The organism is Pseudomonas sp. GM102, assembly GCF_000282555.1.
Lineage (GTDB): Bacteria > Pseudomonadota > Gammaproteobacteria > Pseudomonadales > Pseudomonadaceae > Aquipseudomonas.
Genome location: NZ_AKJB01000154.1, coordinates 1 through 5,087 on the forward strand (window position 1 = coordinate 1; position 5,087 = coordinate 5,087).

3 protein-coding genes are annotated in these 5,087 nt (G+C 59.8%); 1 reads left to right on the forward strand and 2 read right to left on the reverse strand.

Annotated elements, in window-relative coordinates; all coding sequences use genetic code 11:
- Positions 1–74: 74 nt before the first annotated feature.
- Positions 75–3,146 carry an efflux RND transporter permease subunit gene (locus PMI18_RS00125; protein ID WP_007907951.1) on the reverse strand — a complete coding sequence of 1,024 codons (3,072 nt, stop codon included), beginning with the start codon at positions 3,144–3,146 and terminating at the stop codon, positions 75–77.
- A 6-nt stretch (positions 3,147–3,152) separates the two neighbouring features.
- Positions 3,153–4,253, reverse strand: a complete 1,101-nt coding sequence (locus tag PMI18_RS00120) for an efflux RND transporter periplasmic adaptor subunit (protein WP_007907953.1) — start codon at positions 4,251–4,253, stop codon at positions 3,153–3,155.
- Between the two features lie 93 nt (positions 4,254–4,346).
- Between PMI18_RS00120 and PMI18_RS00115 the strand changes: the two genes are divergently transcribed.
- Positions 4,347–4,991 (forward strand): TetR/AcrR family transcriptional regulator, encoded by a 645-nt coding sequence (locus tag PMI18_RS00115; RefSeq protein ID WP_007907956.1) that lies wholly within the window; start codon positions 4,347–4,349, stop codon positions 4,989–4,991.
- Positions 4,992–5,087: the final 96 nt, after the last annotated feature.

Consider the following 5,087-nt stretch of genomic DNA (forward strand, 5'->3'; position numbering starts at 1 on the left):
CATTACCGCAGCAACGGATATGCCCCCCACCAACCAAGAGCATGGTCGGCCCGAAGGCCGCCAAGACCAAACAATCACACAGACTCTTTACGGACCCTGAACCAAGCCGCATACAACGCCGGCAAAAACAGCAACGTCAACGCCGTCGCCACAATCAGCCCCCCCATGATCGCCACCGCCATCGGCCCGAAAAACACACTGCGTGACAATGGAATCATCGCCAACACCGCCGCCAACGCCGTCAGCACAATCGGTCGGAACCGTCGCACCGTCGCCTCGATAATCGCCTGCCAAGGCTTAAGCCCGGCAGCGATATCCTGCTCAATCTGATCCACCAGAATCACCGAGTTACGCATGATCATCCCGGACAAGGCGATGGTCCCGAGCATCGCCACAAAACCAAATGGCTGGCGGAACACCAATAGAAACAGCGTCACACCAATCAGCCCCAGTGGTGCCGTCAGAAACACCATCACCGTGCGTGAGAAACTGCGCAGTTGCAGCATCAGCAACGTCAGCACCACCACGATAAACAGCGGCACACCGGCCTTCACCGAGTTCTGCCCGCGCGCCGAGTCTTCCACCGTACCGCCGACGTCCAGCAGATAGCCGTCTGGCAGCTCGGCACGAATAGGATCGAGGGTCGGCATGATTTGCTGCACCAGCGTCGCCGGTTGTTCCTTGCCGTAGATGTCGGCGCGAACTGTCACGTTCGGCAGGCGATTACGATGCCAGATGATGCCTTCTTCGAAGCCGTATTCCAGCGTCGCGATCTGCGACAGGGCCACGCTGCGACCGTTGTCGGTCGGGACGGCCAAGCTTGGCAGCAACGCCAATTCGGTGCGCTCATGCACCGTGCCGCGCAGCAGGATCTCGATCAACTCATTGTCTTCGCGGTACTGGCTGACGCTGGCACCGGTCAGCGAGCTTCGCAGAAAACCCGAGAGGTTTGCCGTGCTCACACCCAGCGCCCGGGCGCGGTCCTGATCGACGTTCAGGTAAACGACTTTGCTCGGCTCTTCCCAGTCCAGATGCACGTTGGCCACGTGTGGGTTCTCGCGAACCTTGGCCGCGACTTTACGGGCCAATGCGCGGACTTCCTCGATGTGCTCACCGGTGACCCGGAACTGCACCGGATAGCCAACCGGTGGGCCGTTTTCCAGCCGTGTGACCCGCGAGCGCAGCGCCGGGAATTGTTCGTTGAGGGTTTCAATCAGCCAGGTGCGCAGGGTTTCGCGATCCTCGATGGTTTTGGCCAGCACGACAAACTGGGCGAAGCTCGCTGCCGGAAGTTGCTGATCCAGCGGCAGGTAGAAACGCGGCGAACCGGTGCCGACATAAGCCACGTAGTTATCGATCCCGGCGTGATCCTTGAGCAGGCCTTCGAGGCGCTTGACCTCCTCGGCGGTGTTACTCAGGGAGGCACCTTCGGCCAGCTTCAGATCGACCATCAACTCCAGCCGCCCCGAAGCCGGGAAAAACTGCTGCGGCACGAAACGGAACAGCACCACTGACGCGACGAACATCACGATGGTCAGGACGATCACCGTTTTGCGCCGGCGCACGCACCACTCCACCAGCCGTCTGACGCGCTGATAGAACGGTGTGCCATAAGGGTCGGGTTGGCCATCGCCGGTGCCATGTTTGGCGGCGTGAATTTTCGCCAGGTCCGGCAGGAGTTTTTCCCCCAGATAAGGCACAAAGACCACGGCGGCAACCCACGACGCCAACAGCGCGATGGTCACCACCTGGAAAATCGAGCGGGTGTATTCGCCGGTGCCCGATTGCGCGGTGGCAATTGGCAGGAAACCGGCAGCGGTGATCAACGTTCCGGTGAGCATCGGGAACGCGGTGCTGGTCCAGGCATAGCTGGCGGCTTTGACCCGGTCGAAGCCCTGCTCCATTTTGATCGCCATCATTTCCACGGCGATGATCGCGTCGTCCACCAGCAACCCCAGCGCCAGTACCAGCGCGCCGAGGGAAATCTTGTGCAGGCCTATCCCTAAGTAATACATGCAGGCGAAGGTCATCGCCAACACCAGCGGAATCGCCAGTGCTACGACCATGCCGGTGCGTACACCGAGCGAGAAGAAACTCACTAGCAACACAATTGCCAGCGCCTCCACCAATACCTGAACAAACTCGCCGACACCGGTTTTCACCGCGGCGGGTTGATCGGACACCTTGCGCAGTTGCATGCCAGCCGGGAGGTTTTTCTGGATCCGGGCAAATTCGACTTCCAGCGCTTTGCCCAGAATCAGAATGTCGCCACCGCTTTTCATGGCCACGGCCAGACCGATGGCGTCTTCAGCCATGAAGCGCATGCGCGGCGCCGGTGGATCGTTGAAACCACGACGAACGTTCGCCACATCACCGATGCGGAACGTGCGATCACCGACCCGGATCGGGAAGTTCTTGATCTCGTCGACCGTCTGAAAATTCCCCGAAACCCGTAGCTGCAAACGCTCGCTGGTGGTTTCGAAGAAACCTGCATTGGACATCGCGTTCTGCTCTTCAAGTGCCTGCTGCACCGTCGCCAACGGCAATCCGAGGGTGGCCAGTTTGACGTTGGAAAGCTCGATCCAGATCTTCTCGTCCTGCAGCCCGAGCAAGTCGACCTTGCCCACATCCTTGACCCGTTGCAGCTGAATCTGGACGCGGTCGGCGTAGTCCTTGAGCACCGCGTAATCAAAACCTTCGCCGGTCAGGGCGTAGATGTTGCCGAAGGTGGTGCCGAACTCATCGTTGAAGAAGGGCCCCTGGATGCCCGGCGGCAAAGTGTGGCGAATGTCGCTGATCTTCTTGCGGGCCTGATACCAGAGCTCCGGGATCTCCACCGAATGCATCGAATCTCGAGCAATGAACGTGACCTGAGATTCGCCCGGGCGGGAGAACGAAGCGATCCGGTCGTACTCGCCGGTTTCCATCAGTTTCTTTTCAATGCGCTCGGTAACCTGGCGCGACACTTCCTCGGCCGTGGCCCCCGGCCAGTTGGTGCGAATCACCATGGCCTTGAAGGTGAACGGCGGGTCTTCGCTTTGGCCCAGCTTGGTGTAGGACAACGCGCCGACGACGGCCAGCAAGAGCATCAGAAACAGTACGATCTGGCGGTTACGCAGCGCCCATTCGGAAAGATTGAAACCCATCGGGGATTACTCCTTGTGCGCCAGATTGACCACACGGTTGGAGCGATCCACCGGGCGTACTTGCTGCCCGTCGTGAAGCACATGAACACCGGCCGCCACCACCCAGTCGCTGGCGTTCAGGCCTTCAAGCACCGGCACGGTTTTCTCACCGAATGCACCGACCCGCACCGGGGCTTTTTTCAGGGTGTTGTTGGCGCCGACCACCCACACATAAGTGGCACCGTTTTCCGCAGTGACCGCCGACAGCGGCACCGACAACGACACCACTTCGGCAGTCTGGATGAACACCCGGGCGCTCTGGCCGAGTTCGGCGGGAACCTTGCCGGCGGTAAATGCAATGCGAGCGGCGAAGGTACGGGATTTTGGATCGGCCGCTGGCGACAACTCACGGATGCGTCCGGGAAAACGTTGATCGGGTTGGGTCCAGAGTTCCACCGAGACTGGTTGGCCGACCTTGAAACGACCGAAGCTCTGCTCCGGCAGGCTGATCAACACTTCGCGTTCGCCATCGGTGGCGAGGGTAAACACGGTTTGCCCGGCCGCGACCACTTGCCCGACTTCAACCGCACGTTTGGCTACCACGCCATCCTGCGGCGCACGCAGCACCGCGTAGCTGGCCTGGTTGGTCGATACGTTGAATTCGGCTTTGATTTGCTTGAGGCGTGCTTCACCGGAACGGTAGAGGTTTTCCGCATTGTCGTACTGCGAACGGCTGACCATCTGCCGCTCCATCAGGGTCTTGTAGCGATCACGCTCGGCGCGCACCAGGTTCAGGTTGGCTTCTGCGGCCGCGACTTGGGCACGGGTGGCTTCCAGTTGCAGGCGCACGTCCTGAGGATCCAGTTCCGCCAGGGGCTGGTCAGCCTTGATCCGCTGGCCTTCCTCGACCAGTCGTCGGCTGACTTTGCCGCCAATGCGGAAGGCCAGATCTGGCTCATAGCGCGCACGGACTTCACCGGGATAACTTTCCATGGCCTGAGCCGAGGGCTCTGGCTGAACGACCATGGCCGGGCGGACGGTGACTTGAGGCGCCTCTTCATGGCCACACGCAGACAATAAAAAAGCCAGACTGACCGGCAATGCGAGGGGCAAGGCATAGCGGAACATGGTGAAGGACCTTTCGCTAATGGTGCTTTGAATAATTATACTGACCAGTATGTTATTAATAGCAAACTCACCAGTCCAGTATTAAAGCGAAGAATGTCTAACAATCTTTCAACACCCAGTGGTCCGGGTCGCCCCAAGGATCTGGCCAAGCGCCAGGCCATCCTCGACGCGGCGAAAATCCTTTTTCTGAGTAAGGGATACGCCAACACCAGCATGGATGCCGTGGCGGCCGAGGCCGGTGTGTCAAAGCTGACGGTCTACAGCCATTTCAATGACAAAGAGACGCTGTTTGCCGCCGCAGTGATGGCCAAGTGCGAGGAGCAACTGCCAACGCTGTTTTTTGAATTGCCGGACGGCATTGCGGTGGAAACCGTGCTGCTGAACATCGCACGCGGCTTTCATCAGCTGATCAACAGCGACGAATCGGTGAACCTGCATCGACTGATGATGACGCTGGGTAGCCAAGACCCGAAACTCTCGCTGATTTTCTTCCAGGCCGGGCCAGAACGCGTACTTCATGGCATGGAGGGGTTGCTGAACAAGGTCAATCAGAGCGGCGCATTGAGTATCGACAAACCGCGCAATGCCGCAGAGCATTTCTTCTGCCTGCTCAAGGGCGCGGGAAATTTCCGGCTGCTATATGGCTGCGGCGAGCCGGTGACCGGGGATGCGGCCGAGGCCCATGTGCGGGATGTGGTGGGGCTGTTTATGCGGGCTTATCGGCCGGAGACGGTCTGACGATCGTTCCCACGCTCTGCGTGGGAATGCAGCCCGGGACGCTCCGCGTCCCTTTCGAAGCGGACGCAGAGCGTCCATTGAGGCATTCCCACGCAG